Annotated in this window: 11 protein-coding genes; 9 read left to right on the top strand and 2 right to left on the bottom strand. The window is 32.2% G+C overall.

Annotated features, from left to right (window positions below):
• Positions 1-23 precede the first annotated feature (23 nt).
• The 9 genes from WH52_RS01215 to WH52_RS01255 all read left to right on the top strand — a co-directional run bounded on the left by WH52_RS01215 (position 24) and on the right by WH52_RS01255 (position 13,850).
• Complete coding sequence (locus WH52_RS01215; RefSeq protein ID WP_086029094.1) at positions 24-890, top strand: ABC transporter ATP-binding protein; 867 nt, start codon at positions 24-26, stop codon at positions 888-890.
• A gap of 5 nt (positions 891-895) precedes the next feature.
• Positions 896-4,180 carry an ABC transporter permease/M1 family aminopeptidase gene (locus WH52_RS01220; protein WP_086029095.1) on the top strand — a complete coding sequence of 1,095 codons (3,285 nt, stop codon included), beginning with the start codon at positions 896-898 and terminating at the stop codon, positions 4,178-4,180.
• Between the two features lie 57 nt (positions 4,181-4,237).
• A complete protein-coding gene (locus WH52_RS01225; protein ID WP_143592005.1) occupies positions 4,238-4,930 on the top strand; it encodes a hypothetical protein in 693 nt (230 codons plus the stop codon).
• Positions 4,931-5,486: 556 nt separating this feature from the next.
• Positions 5,487-5,906 carry an HYC_CC_PP family protein gene (locus WH52_RS01230; RefSeq protein ID WP_086029097.1) on the top strand — a complete coding sequence of 140 codons (420 nt, stop codon included), beginning with the start codon at positions 5,487-5,489 and terminating at the stop codon, positions 5,904-5,906.
• 100 nt (positions 5,907-6,006) lie between these two features.
• Positions 6,007-9,723 (top strand): efflux RND transporter permease subunit, encoded by a 3,717-nt coding sequence (locus tag WH52_RS01235; RefSeq protein WP_086029098.1) that lies wholly within the window; start codon positions 6,007-6,009, stop codon positions 9,721-9,723.
• Between the two features lie 5 nt (positions 9,724-9,728).
• Positions 9,729-10,964: a TolC family protein gene (locus WH52_RS01240; protein ID WP_086029099.1), complete on the top strand. Its 1,236-nt coding sequence runs from the start codon at positions 9,729-9,731 to the stop codon at positions 10,962-10,964.
• 4 nt (positions 10,965-10,968) lie between these two features.
• Positions 10,969-11,694 carry a heavy-metal-associated domain-containing protein gene (locus WH52_RS01245; RefSeq protein WP_086029100.1) on the top strand — a complete coding sequence of 242 codons (726 nt, stop codon included), beginning with the start codon at positions 10,969-10,971 and terminating at the stop codon, positions 11,692-11,694.
• A 3-nt stretch (positions 11,695-11,697) separates the two neighbouring features.
• Positions 11,698-13,401: an efflux RND transporter periplasmic adaptor subunit gene (locus WH52_RS01250; RefSeq protein WP_086029101.1), complete on the top strand. Its 1,704-nt coding sequence runs from the start codon at positions 11,698-11,700 to the stop codon at positions 13,399-13,401.
• Between the two features lie 14 nt (positions 13,402-13,415).
• Positions 13,416-13,850 carry a heavy-metal-associated domain-containing protein gene (locus WH52_RS01255; RefSeq protein WP_086029102.1) on the top strand — a complete coding sequence of 145 codons (435 nt, stop codon included), beginning with the start codon at positions 13,416-13,418 and terminating at the stop codon, positions 13,848-13,850.
• A 550-nt stretch (positions 13,851-14,400) separates the two neighbouring features.
• Here the strand turns inward: WH52_RS01255 and WH52_RS01260 are convergent.
• On the bottom strand, positions 14,401-17,487 hold the full coding sequence (locus WH52_RS01260) for an efflux RND transporter permease subunit (protein WP_086029103.1): 3,087 nt from the start codon (positions 17,485-17,487) through the stop codon (positions 14,401-14,403).
• 12 nt (positions 17,488-17,499) lie between these two features.
• On the bottom strand, positions 17,500-18,987 hold the full coding sequence (locus tag WH52_RS01265) for an efflux RND transporter periplasmic adaptor subunit (RefSeq protein WP_086029104.1): 1,488 nt from the start codon (positions 18,985-18,987) through the stop codon (positions 17,500-17,502).
• Position 18,988: the final 1 nt, after the last annotated feature.

Here is an 18,988-nt window from a genome sequence, read left to right on the forward strand (position 1 = left end):
GCATAAATTTTAAAGCGGACAGTATGATACTAACCATTGACAATTTAAGTAAAACCTATGATAACGGTGTAAAGGCATTGCAAGATGTTTCTCTTGAAATACCAAAAGGAATGTTTGGGTTACTAGGCCCTAATGGTGCAGGAAAATCAACATTAATGCGAACCATAGCAACACTTCAAGATGCAGATAATGGTCACATTCTACTTGATGATTTAAATATAGCTACCAACAAACATACGATTAGAAAATGTTTGGGGTATTTACCACAGCAATTTGGTGTGTATCCTAAAATGTCTGCTGAAGTATTATTGAATCATTTTGCAGTTTTAAAAGGAATTACTCAAAAAAATGAGCGTAAAGAAATTGTTGAGGCTTTATTATACAAAACAAATTTGTATCAAGCTAGAAAGCAAAACTTAGGAGGTTATTCAGGAGGAATGAAGCAACGTTTTGGAATTGCTCAAGCGCTACTTAACAATCCTAAGTTATTAATTGTTGATGAACCTACAGCTGGATTAGATCCGAAAGAGCGTAATCGTTTCTATAACCTTTTAAGTGAAATTGCTGAGAACACTATTGTTATTTTCTCAACTCATATTGTAGAAGATATTAAAGAGCTATGTAACAACATGGCAATTATTAATAAAGGGGAAGTGGTACTTAGAGGTAAGCCTTTAGAGCTTATAGAAGACTTAAACGGAAAAGTGTACCAAAAAACGATTCAGAGATCAGAATTAGAAGCTTACAAAAAACTTTACACGGTTATAAACGACAAACTTTTTTTAGGTAAACCAATTATTCATATTGTTAGTGATATATCTCCAGGTAATGGTTTTATACCTGTTAAAGCAAGTTTAGAAGACGTTTATTTTTCACAAATTAATAACTAAAAATTATGTGGTACGAAATATTCAAATTTGAACTTAACTATAGAATAAAACGTCCTGAAACCTATATGTTTTTTGTTTTTTTACTTACATTCTCAATTTTTGGTGTCGATTTTATTTTTCAAGGTGCAGAACTAGGCTTAATGAAAAAAAATGCACCTTTAGTAATTGCGAAAACAATGGGAGCTATTACAGGTCTGTTTATGATTATGGTTTCTATGATTATGGGAGTTCCTATTTTACGAGACTATCAATACGATACTGAAGCCTTATTGTTTATCAATCCAATTACAAAACGCGATTATTTATTAGGTCGATTTTTAGGCTCTTTTGTAATATTAATATTTATTTTCTCTGGATTGTTATTTGGTATGATGCTAGGTTCACAAATGCCTTGGCATAAAGCAGAGGAAATGCTTGCATTTAATGCAATTACTTACATACAATCATTTGTAGTTATTGTAATACCAACATTATTTTTTGGAGCAAGCACATTTTTTGTTACAGGAATGTTGAGTAAAAAACTATTGGTTGTATATACACAAGGTGTGGTAATGTTTGTATTATTTCTCCTTACTAAAGCTATAACAAATGAGTATTTACAAGGTGTTATGGATCCTTTCTCATTAACAACCTTAACGCAATTTTCAAAAGATTGGTCTCCAATAGCATTAAATGATTTAAGTATTACGCTTAGCGGAATCATTTTATCAAACAAACTCTTTTGGTCTGGTTTAGGTTGCCTTATAATGGTTTACGGCTACCATAAGTTTTCATTTAGTACTTTGAGTAAAAAGCCTAAAACGAATAAAAATAAATTGCTAAAAATAGAAAGGAATCAGCAGATTAAAGACGTAACTATTCCTGCGGTTTCGATTTATCATAATTTTAAAGCTCAGTGTATTCAACTATACGAGTTAACTAAATTCTATACGCTATCACTTTTAAAGGAAACTTCTTTTTGGGCAATTGCAATATGCGGAATCCTTATCATCTTAATCAATTCAGTTAATTTAGGAACTGTTTATGGTGTAGATAGTTACCCAAAAACCTACTTTATTATTGAAGAGTTACAAGAAATGTCGATGTTCTTCTTCATCATTGTTTTGTTGTTCTATTCAGGAGAACTCATTTGGAAAGAACGTACTATAAAACAACATGTACTTAATGATGCTACCTTAATAAATAATACAACTACCTTGACAAGTAAGTTTATAGCACTTACAGCAATTTATATAGTATTAATGCTTACTCTAATTATTACTGGAATTGGGTTTCAAATTTCAAAAGGGTATTATGAGTTTCAACTTGGCGTTTATTTTTCTGGCTTCTTTATTGAAATTCTTCCGTTCTTAATACTCTATACAATTGTTGCTTTTTTCTTTCAAGTCCTTAGCAAGAATAAATTCATAGGTATATTTCTAACCTTGATATTTTTCATTGCAAATATTGCTACCGAATTCTTAGGCTTTAATCACAACCTTTATAAGTTTGGAGGAAAACCATTAGGAATATATTCTGAAATGAATGATTATGGTCATTTTTTAGCATCTTATTTGTGGACAAAATCCTATTGGTTTGTATTTGGAGCTCTTCTATTAATTTTAAGTGCCTTATTGATGCATAGAGGAACAGAAAATAAATTATGGAAACGTATAAAAACAATAAAACATCAAATCACAAAACCTATAGCATACACAGGAATAGCGTTAATGTCTCTATTTTTGATGCTAGGTAGTTATATATTTTATAACACTAATATTATAAATACCTATTGGACTAACGCACAAGAAATAAGCTTTAGAGCTAATTATGAAAAGACGTTAAAGACTTTTGAATATATTCCACAGCCTAAAATAACTCATACCGATTTAAAGGTTGAATTGTATCCAGAAACAAGAAGCTATGAGATTGAAGGTACTTATGTGTTAAAGAATACAACAGACAAACTTATTGATAAAATTCACGTTCAAAAACGAATAGCATCTCATGTGGTTCTTGAAAATGTGACTTTTGAAGGAGGAGCAACTGCCAATTCGGAATATCAAGAATTTGATTATACAATTTATAAACTATCGAAACCTTTAGTACCCGAAGCTTCCCTAAAAATGGAATTTAAGCAAACTTATTATCCAAAAGGATTTGAAAACGACAATCATGATACTGAGTTTGTTTACAATGGTACTTCATTTAATAATTTGATTTTTCCCTCTCTAGGATATAATAGAAATTACGAATTGAACGATAACGATATTCGTCAAGAAATGAACTTAAAAATTAGACAAAGCAAAGCCAATATTGATAATAAAAATGAGTTGGTTAACGCACGTTCTGGGAGTGATTCTGATGGAACTTACTTAAATATCATTATTGGAACAAACAATCAACAAAAAGCAATTACTTCTGGAAAATTAATCAAGGAATGGACAACTAATAACCGTAATTATTATCATTATAAAACAGAACAACCTGTTATTAACTTTTACTCTATTCTTTCGGCAGCATATGAAGTAAAACGAGATCAATGGACACCCTTAGGAGCAGCTCAAAAACCTGTGAATTTAGAAATCTATCATCATCCAAAGCATAATTATAATTTAAAAAGAATGATGGATGGTATGAAAGCATCTTTAAGTTATTATAGTAAGAATTTTAGTCCGTATCAATATAAGCAATTACGTATTATGGAATTTCCACGTTATGCTGAGTATGCCCAATCGTTACCTGGTATCATTCCGTTTTCAGAAGCTCTAGGATTTGTTTTAGATATAAATGATGAAACTGATGTAGACATGGTATTTTATGTGACTGCCCATGAAGTTGCACACCAATGGTTTGGAATGCAAATAGAAGCAGCAAATGTGCAAGGAAAGAACTTTGTGTTAGAAACCTTAGCGCAATACGGAGCTATTATGGTATTAAAAGAGCATTATCCAAAAGAAAAGGTAGATCAGTTTTTAGAAATGCAACAAGAAGACTATAATACAAAACGAAAAAAAGCAAAATTTGAACCTTCATTGATGTTGGTAGGAAACCAAGATTATATTTACTACAATAAAGGAGTTATTACCATGTACAAGTTACAGCAATTAATAGGAGAGGAGCAGGTGAATTTAGCTATAAAACGATTTATTGAAGATTGGGATACAATCAAAGGGAAATTAAAAATAAAGACAAATAGATATGCAACATCACAAGATTTATTAAGTTATTTCAGAGAAGTTATACCAGAGTCACATCAGTATATTATTCATGATTTATTTGAAAAAGTGAAACCTATGAAACTAGAATAAATAGATATAAATAATAACAAAATGAAAATAATAAATAGTATAGTTAGATTTTATGTTTTGGTATTTATAATATTTTTAAGTGCTTGCAATACTAATAATCAGACCTCAAAAAAAAATAATTTACCAATTACAGAAGAAGAAAATCATTGGGATAAGGCTTATAATAACACAACAAAGGAAAGATTCATACCTGTTGAACTATTTACTGGAGCAAAGTGGGACGGAAAACATGAATTAGTACTAAAAGAGGTTTCAAGTTCTGCTAAAGCTTGTGATCCTATTACCGGAAAACGATGTACGACATATACTATTACAGGTCCTTATAAAACTAAAATTAATGACACCAAAATTGAATGGGTAGGTAATGAAATTCCTTATTACAGAAGAACATTTAGTACCAAGCGAGGAGGAGATGTTGAATCTTTTTTTACTATTAATAATTCAAGGGATGGACTTGTGAGAATCTATGATAAACGAAAAAAGTGGGGCGAAAAAACGTTTAATGGATTAGGCAGTAAATTCCCCCTTGGTTACTGGAAGCAAGGTGAAATACGTGTTTATCCATCACGAAGACCAACAAGAATCGAAATAATAGAATTAGATGGTCCTAACCATTGTCTTACTTTTCGATGGGTCGTTGGACAAGGTAAAGAAAGAAATCAAGATAATATTTACACTTTTTGTCCAGATAGTGGTTTTACAAGTTTTCGTCATAATAACCAAAGTACTGATTCGATAAAACAAGACTAAAAAACAATGGTTCTATTTTACATAATATTAGAAGTGCCGATTAAAAGAATATTCTAATGGAAGTGAAAATAAATCAAGTGTACAGAAATTTTTCAAGTAAGGAATTCAGCTTATAATTATAAAACTAAAAGCATTTGTTTTTTTGGCGTTGGCAAGTGATGGATAATTGTGTGTAAAATAAATTGTGATAACAATTTGGTTTTATAAAACAATTTTACATAATGGCAAATTATAGCTACAAATGACTTTCCTTATAAATCTAAAATCTTATTCCATGAGAATCGCGTATTTGAATTTTTAATGACCCATGTGTTGGTTTCAATTTAAAAAATGAAATAACTTTCACAAGTTTTCTAAAAACACCATATAATTGCTAGAACATAGTAAATAGAAAAAATGAAAATATGGTTAAGGTTTACCAGTTAATCATTTAAAAAATGAAAAAACAATATCAAATTTTAACTTAACGATTATAGATCAAATATCTTATTTTTAAAGCATTTATAATTATTTTAATAATTCGGTTTTTAAATTTTTGTAACTTTGCATAGTTAAAATGAAAAAAGCTTTCAATAAAATAGCAGCTATCTTAATGGCCTTTGTAGTATTATTTTCTACAATGTCATTTACTATTAGTAGTCATTTTTGTGGTGACAATCTAGTAGGAGTGAGCTATTTTAGTAAAGCAAAATCTTGTGGAATGGAAATGGAGAAAATGGCCACTTTAGATGGATGTTCTGTTTCTAAAAAGAATTGTTGTAACGATACCATTGATTTCATTGAAGGACAAGACACTTTAAAGAAATCATCTTTTGATTCACTGTCTTTTGAACAACAATTATTCGTAACTTCATTTTATTACTCATACATTAATCTTTTCAATACCTTACATGACAAGGTAGTACCTTTTAAAGATTACGCACCTCCACTTATCGTTAAAGACATTCAAGTTCTTGACGAAGTATATTTAATATGATTTTTAAACAATAAAAACAGGTAAGGCTTATAAATTCGGTTTATAGGCTTTAATAGCTGGTGTTTATACACCTAAGTTTAATTGTTTAAAATATATTTATATGCTAAATAGAAGCATTAAATTTTTAATAGAAAATAAGTTAGTAGCTATATTATTACTACTGCTTTTTGTTGGTTGGGGAATTGTAACCGCTCCTTTTAACTGGAATACTGGTTTTTTACCGAATAACCCAGTTGCGGTAGATGCTATCCCTGATATAGGAGAAAACCAACAGATCGTCTTTACAAAATGGGATGGTCGCTCTCCACAAGACATAGAAGATCAAATTACCTATCCATTAACAACTTCTTTATTGGGTATTTCTGGAGTAAAAACCATTCGTAGTTCGTCGATGTTCGGATTTTCCAGTATATACATCATTTTTGAAGAAAATGTCGATTTTTATTGGAGTAGGTCGCGTATACTTGAAAAATTAAATTCATTACCCAATAACTTATTGCCTGAAGGAGTGAGTCCATCTTTAGGGCCCGATGCAACAGGTTTAGGACAAATCTTTTGGTACACCTTAGAAGGACGTGATGAAGAAGGAAATGTCACCGGAGGATGGGATTTACATGAATTAAGAAGCATACAAGATTATTATGTGAAATACGCGCTTTCTTCGGCAAGTGGAGTATCGGAAGTAGCTTCTATTGGAGGATATGTTCAAGAATATCAAATTGATGTAAAACCCGAATTACTACGTCAGTATAATATTAGTTTACAGGAGGTTGTTAAAGCGGTTAAGTTAAGCAATCAGGATATAGGAGCGCAAACCATAGAGATTAACCAAGCAGAATATTTGGTGAGAGGTTTGGGATATATCAAAGGAATAGCCGATATAGAAAATGCGGTAATATCCTCTAAAGATTATACTTCTCTTAGAGTGAAGGATATTGCAAATGTTTCGTTAGGAGCAAAAGCACGTAGAGGAATATTAGATAAGGAAGGAGCAGAAGTTGTAGGTGGTGTAGTAGTATCGCGCTATGGAGCAAATCCTTTAGAAGTAATCAACAATGTAAAAGATAAAATCAAAGAGTTAAGTACAGGATTACCAAGTAAAGTACTTAAAGATGGAAGGACATCACAATTAACCATTGTTCCTTTTTATGATAGAACTGAGTTGATTCAAGAAACATTACATACCCTTAATGAAGCATTAACCTTAGAAATTTTAATTACCATTTTGGTAATTATTGTCATGGTATTTAATCTACGAGCTTCCGTGCTTATTTCTGGATTATTACCAGTGGCTGTATTAATGGTATTTGTAGCCATGAAAGCTTTTGGCGTGGATGCCAATATTGTAGCATTATCAGGAATTGCTATTGCTATTGGTACCATGGTGGATGTTGGCGTCATTTTGGCTGAAAACATTATTCGACATCTTGAAGTCAGCAAAGAAAAACTGAATATTAATACCATTGTATACAACGCTACTTCAGAAGTATCTGGTGCCATTATTACCGCCGTATTAACTACAGTAATAAGTTTTATACCTGTATTTACCATGATTGGAGCAGAAGGGAAGTTATTCCGTCCTTTGGCCTTTACCAAAACTTTTGCATTAATCGCAGCAATTATTGTGGCGTTGTTTATAATTCCTCCATTTGCGGCACTTATTTTCAAAAGGAAAAAAAATACAGCAAAACTAAAATATGTGGTAAATGCACTACTTATTTTAGCAGGAATTGTAGGGATAGTATATGGAAATTCCTTAGGCCTTATCCTAGTAGGTTTCGGTATCGTTGGATTTTTAATTCAATTTGATAAAATTACATTTGAAAGAGGAAACCTTATCAATATTGTAATTTCTACACTAGCTATTGTAGGCTTATTAGCAACTCATTGGAGACCTTTGGGAGTAGATAAAAGTATTTTACTAAACATCATGTTTGTAGCGGTTATATGCTTCGGATTATTGGGCTTCTTTGCTGTTTTCCAAAGATATTATAGTCAAATATTACAATGGGCTTTGCAAAACAAACTATTGTTTTTTACCATTCCGGTAACGGTATTAGTATGCGGATTTTTAATATTTAAGAATACGGGTAAAGAGTTTATGCCCTCTTTAAATGAAGGTTCCTTTTTATTAATGCCTACTTCCATGCCACATTCAGGAGTAGATGAAAATAAGCGTGTATTACAGCAATTGGATATGGCTGTGGCCAATATTCCAGAGATAAAAACAGTTGTAGGAAAAGCGGGTAGAGTAGAATCGGCTTTAGATCCTGCTCCGATGTCTATGTATGAAAACGTAATTTTATACAAGCCAGAATACTTGTTAAACGACAATGGAGAACGTCAACGATTTAGAGTAAATGAAGAGGGATTATATCTGTTGAAAAATGGTAAGACGGTAGCAAATCCAAATACTACGGATAAAACCACTAGTACACTATTTTATGAAGTAACTTCTAAAGAATTGATTGAAGATGAAGATGGTGAGTTTTATAGAAATTGGAGGCCCAACGTACAATCTCCAGATGATATTTGGAACGAAATTGTAAGAGTAACCAAATTACCTGGAGTTACTTCGGCTCCTAAGTTACAACCTATTGAAACCCGTTTGGTAATGCTGCAAACAGGAATGAGAGCGCCAATGGGAATTAAGGTAAAAGGACAAAACTTACAACAAATTGAAGCTTTCGGAATTCAATTAGAAAGTATTTTAAAAGAAGTAGAAGGTGTTAAAAAGGAAGCTGTTTTTGCCGATAGAATTGTAGGGAAACCATACTTATTAATTGATATTAATAGAGAAAAGTTAGCACGTTATGGAATCTCAATCCAAACAGTTCAAAATGAATTAAAAGTAGCCGTTGGAGGAATGCAAATAACGCAAACTGTTGAAGGAAGAGAACGTTATGGAATACGTGTGCGTTATCCAAGAGAATTGCGTTCCAATCCTACAGATTTGCAAAATATTTATATTCCAGTTTCAAAAGGTAATTATGTTCCTTTAAGCGAATTGGCTTCTATTCGATATGAGCAAGGAGCGCAAGTAATTAAAAGTGAAGATACGTTCTTAATAGGATATGTATTGTTTGATAAGATATCTGACTTTGCTGAAGTAGCGGTGGTTGAAAAAGCCCAAGAAGCGATTCAACAAAAAATTAGTTCGGGAGATTTGGTGGTTCCAAAGGGAATCTCATATCAGTTTACAGGAACTTATGAAAACCAAATAAGAGCTGAAAAAACCTTATCGGTTGTAGTTCCATTAGCTTTACTAATTATATTCTTAATACTTTATTTTCAGTTCCGATCTATTTCAACCTCATTAATGGTATTTACAGGAATTGCTGTTGCCTTTGCAGGAGGTTTTATTATGATGTGGTTATACGGACAAGATTGGTTCTTAAACTTTAGCGTATTTGGTAAGAACCTAAGAGAACTATTCCAAATGCACCCTATTAATTTAAGTGTAGCGGTATGGGTTGGTTTTATAGCCTTGTTTGGTATTGCTACGGATGATGGGGTAGTAATGGCTACCTATTTAAAGCAAACCTTTGACAAAGAAAAACCTACTACGGTAGAAGCAATTAGAGCTGCTGCGCTACATGGAGGAAATAAACGTATTAGGGCCTGTTTAATGACTACAGCTACCACCATTTTAGCGTTGTTACCAGTGTTAACCTCTTCAGGGAGAGGAAGTGATATTATGATTCCGATGGCAATTCCTGCTTTTGGAGGAATGATTATAGATATTACTTCGTATTTTATAGTACCTGTATTGTATAGTTTACGAGAAGAATTTTTATTAAAACGTAGTAAAAACTAAATCAAATGAATAAATCTTATATAATATATGCGATAGCATTGAGTGTTGCTTTTGTATCCTTTGATTTAAAAGCTCAAGAGTTACAGGTCTATATAAACCAAGCCTTGACACATAATCCTGAAATACAACAATTTGAAATAAAGCATCAACGTATTTCGGAAAAACAACAAGAAGCCAATAGCTTACCAAATACTGAAATAGGAGTAGGAGTATTTGCTAGTTCTCCTGAAACACGAACAGGAGCACAGAAATTTAAAGTTTCAGTAAAACAAATGCTTCCTTTTTTTGGAACCATTACAGCAAGGGAAAATTATGCCGCTTCGTTGGCAGATATCGCATACCAAGATATTGTTGTAAAGAAACGAAAATTGATTGCTGAAGTATCTCAATCGTATTATAAACTCTATAAAATTAAAGCTAAGCAAGCTGTTCTAGAAGAAAATATTGAGTTGCTCTCTACTTACGAAAAATTGGCGTTAACCTCTGTAGAAGTAGGAAAAGCATCTGCTGTAGATGTCTTAAAACTTCAAATTCGACAAAACGAATTGACCCAGAAAAAAGAGGTTTTAAAAGAACAGTTTTTAGGAGAACAAGCATCTTTCAATAAATTATTAAATAGAGAGGTATTAGAACCCGTGATGCTTGTAGACAGTTTACAAATGCCTGATAAGACGGAAAGCTTTAATTCAGAAGATTTAAAACTACATCCAGAATTAATCAAATTTGATCGATTGTACACTTCCGTAGAAAAATCAGAAATAGTGAATCAAAAACAAAGCAAACCAATGCTTGGTTTTGGAATAGACTATGTAAATGTTGAAAAAAGACCCAATATGTCGTTTAGCGATAACGGAAAGGATATTGTAATGCCAATGGTATCTGTATCAATTCCGATATTCAATAAAAAGTACAAGTCTCTTAGCAAACAACATAGTTTACAGCAAGAAGAAGTATTAACACAAAAACAACAACGATTAAATAGCTTAGAAGCAAAGCTTCAAAATGTGGTTTCTTTGCGAAATGCTGCGTTTATCAATTATAAAACGCAGCAAAAAAACTTAATACAAGCGAAGAATGCGCAAAATATTTTGGTGAAAAGTTATGAAACGGGAACCATTGATTTTAATGATGTATTAGACATACAGGAATTACAGTTAAAGTTTCAAATGAATATGATTAGCTCAAAGCTATCTTATTATAACCAAAGCGTAGCATTACACTATTTAACCGCACAAAATTAAAGAGATGAAACATATATATAAAGTTACAGGAATGACCTGTGGAAGCTGTAAAGCCTCTGTAGAAGAAAGCTTAACATCACTTCAAAACGTTCAAAACGCTGTGGTAGATTTAGCAACTAAAGAAGTAACGGTAGAGATGAAACAACACATCCCTTTGGCTGACTTACAAGGGGTATTGGCTGAAAAATATCAAATTTCAGAAATAGCACAAAAAAAGGAAGCTTCTTATGTTGTAAATGAACTGTTTGATGAAGAACAAAGCAAGTTGGTACAATTAAAACCCTTGTTTTTAATTCTAGGCTATATTACAGTTGCAAGTGTTTTAATGCATAGAAATGATTGGAGTTGGGGTGAGTTTATGTTAGACTTTATGGGCTTATTTTATATTGTATTTAGCTTTTTTAAAATGCTCGATTTAAAAGGATTTCCAGATTCTTTTAGAATGTATGATCCTTTGGCTAAAAAAGTTCCAGTGTATGCGAAAATATATCCATTTATAGAAACTGCTTTAGGACTTATGTTTTTAATGCGTTTTGAAGTAAACATAGCCTTACTAATAACATTGGTTGTTTTAGGTATAACCACTATAGGAGTAACCAAGACTTTGTTTGATAAAAAAGCAATTCGTTGTGCTTGTTTAGGTACCGCTTTAAAACTACCAATGACAGAAGCAACTTTTATAGAAAATGCTATTATGATAGTGATGGTAATAACAATGTTAATCTTTTAAGAAATGAAGAAGTATCTAATTTATACAGGAATATTAGTAACCGGTTTACTATTAGGTTGGTTGCTTTTTGGAGGGTCATCTAATGAAAATGCATTACATGATCATAAAGAAATGAGTGCTGCTAATCAAATGTGGACCTGTTCTATGCACCCGCAAATCATGCAACCAGAAGCAGGAGATTGTCCTATTTGTGGAATGGATCTAATTCCTGCAGAGTCTAGTTCAGAAGGATTGGCAGCCGATCAGTTTAAGCTTACAAAAAATGCGATGGCATTGGCAGATGTACAAACGACTATTATCGGTAGTACTGTAGAAGAAGAAAATGGTCTCACAATATCAGGAAAAATAGTAGAAAACGAAGAAACCAATCTTGTACAAGCCAGTTATTTTCAAGGAAGAATAGAACGTTTATATATTAATTCAACAGGAGAAACAATTAAAAAAGGACAATTGTTAGCAACCATTTATTCACCAGAATTAATTAAAGCACAACAAGAATTACTAACAGCGGCTAGTTTGAAAGAAAGTCAACCAGCTTTGTATAAGGCAGTTCGAAACAAATTAAAACTTTGGAAACTATCTGACAAACAAATAGCTCAAATAGAAAGCGCTAAAAAAGTAAGAGAAAACTTTCCTATTTATGCAACGATTTCAGGTATTGTTATTCATAAAATGGTAGCACAGGGAGACTATGTAAAACAAGGAGAAGCCCTGTTAAAAGTGTCTAATTTAAATACCGTATGGGCAAATTTTGACATTTATGAAAATCAGATTCAAAGTTTTCGTAAAGGACAAGAAATAATAATTACTACCAATGCGTATCCAAACGTTGTGTTTACGTCAAAGGTAGCTTTTATTGATCCTGTGTTGAATCCTTCTACAAGAACCATCAAGGTACGTGTAGTATTAGCTAATAAAGAAGGAAAATTTAAAACAGGAATGTTTGTAAAGGGAAAATTAGCTGTTCAAGCAATGGAAAAGGATAGCCCTTTAACTGTTCCTGCATCTGCTGTATTATGGACTGGTAAGCGCTCTATTGTATATATAAAGGTAAAACCGGATGCTCCTATTTTCGAAATGAAAGAAGTCATTTTAGGAAATAGAGTAGGAGATAACTATATCGTAGCAAATGGACTCAAACCTGGAGAGGAAGTTGTTACGCACGGAACATTTACCATAGATGCATCAGCACAATTGGCTGGTAAAAAGTCGATGATGAATCATAGTAAAACCATTAATGAAACATTTGAAGTATCCAATAAGTTTAAATCGCAATTACAAAGCGTATATGATGATTATATCACTTTAAAAGATGCATTGATACAATCAGATGCAAAAACAGCAAAATTAGGAGCAGAGAAGCTAGATAAGAGCCTAGCAAATGTTGATATGAAATTGTTAGACAATCCAAAAGCACACCAACAATGGATGTTACTTGCTAAAACCTTACGTTCTAAGAGTGAGATAATAGGACAATCTGAGGAAATAAAAATCCAACGAAAAGAATTTAAACCCTTATCCAATCATTTAATAATGGCAGTAGAAGCTTTTGGAATCACGGAAACAACTTATAAGCAATACTGTCCAATGGCCGATAGTGATAAAGGAGGTTTTTGGTTAAGTAAAGAAAATAAAGTGTTAAATCCATATTTTGGTGATATGATGTTAAAATGTGGTGCCGTAAAAGAAACAATCAATACTAAATAATTAATATAACAATCATGAAAAAAGTAGTTTTAAGTATCGCTTTGGTAGCAGCTATCGGTTTGGTAAGCTGTAAAAACGAAGCAAAAAAGGAAACACCAACGCAAACAGAACAAACAAGTACTACAGCAGCAGCTGTAACAGAAAGTACTTTTGGAGTTAGAGGAAACTGTGGAATGTGTAAAAACACGATTGAAAAGGCTGCAAATGGAGTAGCAGGAGTAACAAAAGCAGAATGGGATAAGACTAGAAAGCAAATAAATGTTTCTTACGATGAAAACAAAACAAACATAGACGATATTCACAAGGCTATTGCAGCTTCTGGATACGATACTGATAAAGTAATGGGAAGTGAAGCGGCCTATGAAAACTTACCAGGATGTTGCCAATATGACCATGAAATGGAAATGAGTATTAAAGGGGAAGCAAAAGAAGACCCAAATACACATTAAAATAACTATTAATAAATCTCCAAAACTTATCTGTTTTGGAGATTTATTCTATTTAGATATTATAAATTAAACATATTATAATAGTTAAGTTTTTATCGCTGTGGTAATCTTCTCCCTTTTTATATAAATTATAAAAATTTGATAATTTTAAATTATTGATTACATTTGTGAGCTTGCCTTACCGAAGCTAGGAAGGCTTAGTTTCAGAGCTCGATACATCAAGATATGTACCGAGCTTTGCGGTTTTTATAAATAACCTGTTTTCGTTAATAAAATAACGCTGTGGTTATATGGCCTTTTTACTTGGTCATTATTATAAAAAGAATTCATAACTTTTGAAAGAGCAGTCTATCTTCCTCCTTGACAAATGAAGGTAGAAGAGTTTTGAACTTAATTTCTAAATTCTAATTTTTTAAATGATTGTTTTTTATTTTATATGGAGTTAATCATTTTAACAATAACAAGATTCAAAGATTTTTATAGGTTTTCTCTAAGGTTAAAAATTTAAATTAAAGCTTTCAACATATTTACTGAAAGCTTTAATTTAAAATTAGTCAATCTTTTTTATTTTAGTCAAAGCATATACACAAGGAATCACTATTAGGTTTAATAAGGTTGCAGAAAGCAATCCTCCTAAAATAACAATTGCCATTGGGCTTTGAATTTCATTACCCGCTTCATTACCTTTTAAAGCTAACGGAATCAAAGCTAATCCAGTTGTAAAAGCAGTCATTAAAATAGGATTCAATCGGTCTATTGCTCCATTTTTTAATAAAACTACACCTTTTATACCCTCATTTTTTAAGTCTTCATACCTTGAAACTAACAAAATTCCATTTCTTGTTGCAATACCAAAAAGGCTAATGAAGCCTATAGTAGCTGCAATATTTACAATTCCTGAGGTAAAATAAACAATTAATATACCACCTATTAAAGCTAAAGGTAAATTAAGTAAAACGATAAAAGCCAGTTTTAAATTTTTAAACTCGTAATACAATAACCATAGAATTACCAATATAGCCATAAGAGCAGTTATTAAAAGTAGTTGAGAAGCTTTTGCTTCACTTTCAAATTGTCCGCCATATTCTATTCGGTAGCCTTTAGGTAAGCTCACATTACCATTAACCTTGGTTTTAATATCATTTACTACAGAGCGTAAATCACGACCTTGAACATTTGCTGCAATCACAATTTTACGTTGTACATTTTCTCTACTCACACTGCTAGGACTACTAACAGACTGTATTGAAGCAAGCTCACTTAACGTGATTTTTTGACCGTTAGGCAAAGAAATTAAAGCATTTGATAAAGCTCTTTGAGAATTTCTATATGGTTTTTCGTAGCGTACCATTAAATCAAAAAACTTTTGATCTTCATAAATATCACCAGCAGTTTCACCTGCAAAAGCAATATCCATTTGTTCTACTAAATCCTTTACGGTCATTCCATAGGCAGCTAATAATTGACGTTTAGGAACAATTCGTATTTGTGGTACTTCAATTTGTTGGTCAACGGCTACATCTGCAATACCATCAATATCTTTTATATTTTGCTCAATAGCTTTTCCTAAATCGAAAAGTTTAGATAAGTCCTCTCCAAATATCTTAATAGCGATATTGGCACGAGTCCCAGACAACATATGATCTATACGATGTCCAATGGGTTGTCCTAAGGTAATATTTACACCAGGGACTAAACTCAACTTATTTCGAACTTCTTCGTAAAATTGTTCTTTAGATTTTCCATTCAAATTGAAAGGTACATCAAGTTCGGCAGCATTTACACCTTGCGCATGTTCGTCGAGTTCAGCTCTACCTGTTCGTCTGGTAACCACATCTATTTCGGGCATACTCAATAGTAATTGTTCCGCCAGTTTACCATTTTTGTTACTTTCTTCTAAAGACATTCCTGGTATACCTACCATACTAATTACTAAAGAGCCTTCGTTAAATTCTGGCAAGAAGCTTCTCCCTAATTGTGAGAGTACAACTAACGAACCTAAAAAAGCTATAATAGTGGTTGTTAAAACAAGTTTAGGAACTTTTAAAACATAATCTAAAGCTTTTAAATAATGTTTTTGAAGCCATTTTTCTACGCGAGTACCTTCAGCTTGTTTGCTCAACACCTTTTCAGATTTTAATAAGTAAGAGCATAGTACAGGTGTTAAAGTAACAGCAACTATTAACGATGTTAATACAGAAGTTATGAAAGCAATACCTAATGGTTTTAACAAACGTCCTTCCATGCCACTTAAAAAGAATAATGGTACAAAAGAAACAATAATAATAAGTGTTGCAATGATAATAGAACTTCTAATTTCTATGGAAGCTTCTCGTACTACTTCAATTACTGAGAGTCTATCTTCTTTAGATTTCTTTATATTTTCTCTTAATCGCTTAAATACATTTTCTACATCAATAATGGCATCATCTACTAAAGCGCCAATAGCAATTGCCATACCTCCCAAACTCATGGTGTTAATGGTATATCCTAATACTTTTAATATGATTATTGATACCAATAAAGAAATTGGAATTGCTAATAATGAGATAACAGTTGTACGCCAATTCATTAAGAAAATAAACAGCACAATCACTACAAAAAATGCACCTTCTAATAAAGTACTTTGCAAATTACTAATAGAAGCTTGAATAAAATCGGATTGCCTAAATATCTGATTTTCTATAGTAACTCCTTTTGGCAACGTAGTTTTTAAATCTGCTACAGCTTCATCCAATTTCTTTGTTAATTGTAAGGTGTTTACTCCTGGTTGCTTTGAAATGGTCATGATTACCGATGATTTGGCATTTAAAGAGCCATCACCAATTTTATCGGCAGCACCAATAATAACGGTAGCTACATCTTTAACCTTAATAGTTTGACCATTAACTTGTTTTACAACCGCTTCCTTTAAATCATTTAAATTATAAATGCGTCCATTTCCTTTTATAATATATTCGTTTCCGTATTCATTTAAGATACCTCCAGGAGCATTTATATTACTCTCTCTAACTTTCTCTAAAAGTTCTTGAATACTAATGTTGTATTGACTTAATTTATTTGGATTTGCCAGTACTTGATATTGCTTATACTCACCACCAATAACAATAACATTAGCAATACCTCCAATAGATTTTATACGTGGACTAATAGTCCAATCGGCTAAAGTTCTCACTTCCATTGGAGACATTTCTTCAGATCGAATACCCAATAACATAATTTCTCCCATAATAGAAGAAATTGGAGCTAAGGTTGGTGTACCTACTTCTTTAGGAAGTTTTTCACGAACCATGGGTATACGCTCACTTACAATTTGTCTGGCTTTATAAATATCAGTACCCCATTCAAATTCTACCCATACAATGGAAATTCCAGCAGCCGATGAAGAGCGTATACGACGCACATTAGGCGAACCGTTCATTGCTGTTTCTAACTGATAGCTTACTAACTTTTCAACTTCTTCAGATTCCATTCCATGTGCTTCTGTAAGAATGGTAACTGTTGGAGCAGTTAGATCGGGAAACACATCTATATTCATTCTTTTTGCTAAATAGACTCCTGCAATACTTAAAAATGCAGCAGCTAATAGCACCATTAACCTATTTTGAAGTGATAATGATAATATTTTATTTAACATACTACTTCGTTTTTAATGTGCATGACCATGTGCTGGAGCTTCACCAGACATTGATGCTGTTTTTACTTGATATGCTCCTTTAGAAACTACATATTCACCTGCTTTAAGCCCTGACAAAATCTGAACTTCATCACCATTTTGTTTACCAATAGTAACTTGTCTTTTTTCAAAACTTTCTCCAGATAATTGAACAATAACAGTATAGTTTCCATAATCTTCTAATAAAGCCGAGGTAGGTATTACCAATCCTTTTTCTGGTTTTCCTACAGATAAAGTTGCCTGTGTAACACCACCAATTGGCATACTAATAGCATCATTTACTTTTGCATATACTAAAAGCATCGGTTTCTCTGAAGAAACGGTTTTATCTACTGATAAAATTTCTCCCTTTGTACTTTTAATATTAGACCAATTAGTATCATCGGTTTGATACCAAATATTATCTATATGCTGAAGTATATTAGAATATTTCGGGCTTACCTGAATTTTAAGCAAGCTCGATTTAGAATCAGTAATTGTAAAAAGTGAACTTCCTTCAGAAACATAAGTTCCATTACTAACATTTAGCGATTGAATGTATCCATTAAAAGGAGCTTTAATTCCTTTTCCTTTGCTAGAATATCCTCTTGCTAAATTCTGATAATTCTCTTTTGCTATGGTGTAATCACGCTCTACTTGTTCCCATTCCGATTTCGCAATAATTTTAGAATCAAATAATTCTTTTTTACGATTGTAATTAGCCTCAGATTGTTGGTAAACAGCTTTAGCTTTTTCTAATTTAACGGTTAAATTATTAGAGACAAAACCTCGACTAGAAATTGTCATGATAGTTTCTCCTTTTTTTACAAAAGTACCTACAGTAATATTCTTTGTATAAGTGATTTTACCACTAGCATTAGCTACTAAAGTTTCAAAATCACTTGGAGCAGCTTCCCAAATACCAAAAGTATTAATAGCCTCATGAACTTCCTTTTTTACTACAGGAGCTGTTTGAAAATCCATTTTCCAAGCTTGTTCTTTTAAAAACGTAATTCCCCCAGACTCGTTGGAAGTTCCCAAAGCTTCTATAGCAATAGCCTTACTATTGTAAACTATTACATCTTCAATGATTAACTCATCTTTATATGTTGGAGTATTTATTTTAAATACTAACTGAAAATTTCCTTGCGATTTAGGTGTAATAGTAGGTGAAAATATACCTGGAGAACTCGGAGCATTTACAGTATGAGTAGCAACAACTTCCCCTTTTTTAATCAAGTTTACCGTTACACTTCCTTCAGTAATAGGAAGATGTTTTTTTAATCGTGTAAAATGAGCTGCAAACCTACTAGGTTCACTTGCTACCAAAGCTGGAAACTCAACAAAAAGCTCTGTCTTATCAGTCCAAAGAGTTTCACTTTTAGTTGGAAATTCTTTTAGAGTTTCAGTAGCATTTGTAGTTTTTTTTGTGCTGCAAGAAAACACGAATACACAACACAAAATTATAACCATATTTTTCATT

The sequence above is a fragment of the Tenacibaculum holothuriorum genome (assembly GCF_002120225.1).
GTDB classification, from domain to species: domain Bacteria; phylum Bacteroidota; class Bacteroidia; order Flavobacteriales; family Flavobacteriaceae; genus Polaribacter; species Polaribacter holothuriorum.

Bases quoted from the DNA above. Each gene is read 5' to 3' on its own strand.
- WH52_RS01245 (WP_086029100.1), top strand. From the start codon at position 10,969: ATGAAACATATATATAAAGTTACAGGAATGACCTGTGGAAGCTGTAAA.
- WH52_RS01240 (WP_086029099.1), top strand. From the start codon at position 9,729: ATGAATAAATCTTATATAATATATGCGATAGCATTGAGTGTTGCTTTT.
- WH52_RS01265 (WP_086029104.1), bottom strand. From the start codon at position 18,987: ATGAAAAATATGGTTATAATTTTGTGTTGTGTATTCGTGTTTTCTTGC.
- WH52_RS01220 (WP_086029095.1), top strand. From the start codon at position 896: ATGTGGTACGAAATATTCAAATTTGAACTTAACTATAGAATAAAACGT.
- WH52_RS01230 (WP_086029097.1), top strand. From the start codon at position 5,487: ATGAAAAAAGCTTTCAATAAAATAGCAGCTATCTTAATGGCCTTTGTA.
- WH52_RS01260 (WP_086029103.1), bottom strand. From the start codon at position 17,487: ATGTTAAATAAAATATTATCATTATCACTTCAAAATAGGTTAATGGTG.
- WH52_RS01250 (WP_086029101.1), top strand. From the start codon at position 11,698: ATGAAGAAGTATCTAATTTATACAGGAATATTAGTAACCGGTTTACTA.
- WH52_RS01215 (WP_086029094.1), top strand. From the start codon at position 24: ATGATACTAACCATTGACAATTTAAGTAAAACCTATGATAACGGTGTA.
- WH52_RS01255 (WP_086029102.1), top strand. From the start codon at position 13,416: ATGAAAAAAGTAGTTTTAAGTATCGCTTTGGTAGCAGCTATCGGTTTG.
- WH52_RS01235 (WP_086029098.1), top strand. From the start codon at position 6,007: ATGCTAAATAGAAGCATTAAATTTTTAATAGAAAATAAGTTAGTAGCT.